Source organism: Microbacterium sp. Bi128 (genome assembly GCF_918698205.1).
Genome location: NZ_CAKKMM010001144.1, coordinates 1 through 1,663, shown reverse-complemented (window position 1 = coordinate 1,663; position 1,663 = coordinate 1). Strand labels below are relative to the sequence as shown.

The 1,663-nt window shown below is 59.2% G+C and carries 1 protein-coding gene; it reads right to left on the bottom strand.

What is annotated here, in order from left to right; genetic code table 11:
• Positions 1 to 1,365, bottom strand: a 1,365-nt coding sequence (locus LQV45_RS30630) for a PQQ-binding-like beta-propeller repeat protein (RefSeq protein WP_230011016.1), incomplete at its 3' end; no start/stop codon positions are given.
• Between the last annotated feature and the right edge of the window lie 298 nt (positions 1,366 to 1,663).

Below are 1,663 nucleotides of genomic sequence, written 5' to 3'. Positions count from 1 at the left end.
TACGTTTTGGCTCACATTCGTAGCGGATGCTGCGGGTGTCCGGCCCGTCACGGTCGGTGCTACGGTGTCGGCCGCTCCGGGAACGTAGGTCTGGACACCGCATCCCGTAGGGACAAAGACGCGGTGCTGGGCGATGGCGAGGTTGCCGCCGAACGGGGGCGGACACACAACCTCGGTGCCGCTCCGGACCGTGCCTGTGATCTCATCCAGGGCGAGAAGTTGTCCCGGGGTGAGGGTGTCGACGCCGGCGAGGATCCAGACCAGCCCGTTTGCGATGATAGGTGCCGAGGACACGACCTCGTAGCCGTAGTTTTGGTCCTTCATGCCCAGCCGGTGTGTCCACTGAACCGCACCGGTGTCCAGGTCTGCTGCCGTGATAACGGAGGGCTCATTGTAGCCGGACGTGGTGAAGATCCCGGTGCGGCCGTCGAAGGCGATGGCCTTCGTGCTGTTGGGCAGCGTACGGATGTACCTGCCTGTTGCGGCGTCCAGTACCAAGGTCTGCGCCGTGTAAAAGTTGCTGGAGATGTAGAGCCTGCCGTTATGCACAGACGCTGCGGCGGTCCCCGCGCCAGGCCCGTACGGGCCGGAGTTGCCTCCAGGTTTCACGTACTTCCAGATCGACTTTCCTGTTGTGGCGGAGAAAGCCTCTACCAAACCTTGTCCGTTGTAAATGACCCGACCCGCTTCGATAAGCGAGGGTTCACTGGTTGCGCTAGGGCCTGCTACGAACCGATTAATGCCCGTGGTTGCATCCAGAGCGTAATAACCGCCCATGACCACTCCGGAGCCGAACACGGTTCGGTATTCGCTCACGTAAGGGCTAGTCCACAACAATGCGCCGATGTTCAGGTTGAATGTGTCCAGGACCATCTGGCTGGTTTCGGGGTTGTCGTGGGAGAGATAGACCCTCGATCCGTCGATCTTCGCCATGTGGGCGAAGTGGTATTGATGGCGCCACAGCAGCTTTCCGGTGCCTGTTTCGTAGGCTGATAACCACGAGCACTGGTACTGCGTGTCCACCACAACCGTCCGGTTTCCCGACACACTGATGGACACGGCACTGCTGCCGCCGGAGGACGGGCAGAGCGGCGGCTCGGCACGCCAGGACTGGTTGATCTGTGCAGGAACGGTCTCCGCCAGCTGCGCATTCCGGTTGCCCGCGTCAATACCGTCTCCCAGTACAGATGTTCCGCCGGCCGGATAAGGCAGGTGGCCCGGAACGATCGGCTCCGCCGCCGAGGATGCAGGACCCGCAACAAGAGACCCGCACAGCACAAGCGCAACAGTGATGCCCGAACCCCAATGGCGTATTTTCATTTGCTGCGCGCTCCGATCGGTGCCGGGGATATTTAGATAGAGCACACTCTCATATAGGGGAAAATAATTGTCAAGAATAGCGGCTCCCGGCAATTGTTCACGGCCTATCTTTTCGGGAGCATCTTTCGAAGCTCTTTACATGAAGGAGGCCATTTCGGCCTTAGCGTGGCTTGGGTTGCCTTGCCGATGTCGGCAAGGAAGTACTCGGATTGGCGGTAATACCACTTGGTCCTAAGTCATTTACTACGTGGGAATTCAACGGCAAATACTGTGCCCGGCTATTTGGGTAGTATCACACTTGACCAATCGGCCAAAGCTCAAATAGTAACGAAACTCCGGCCTG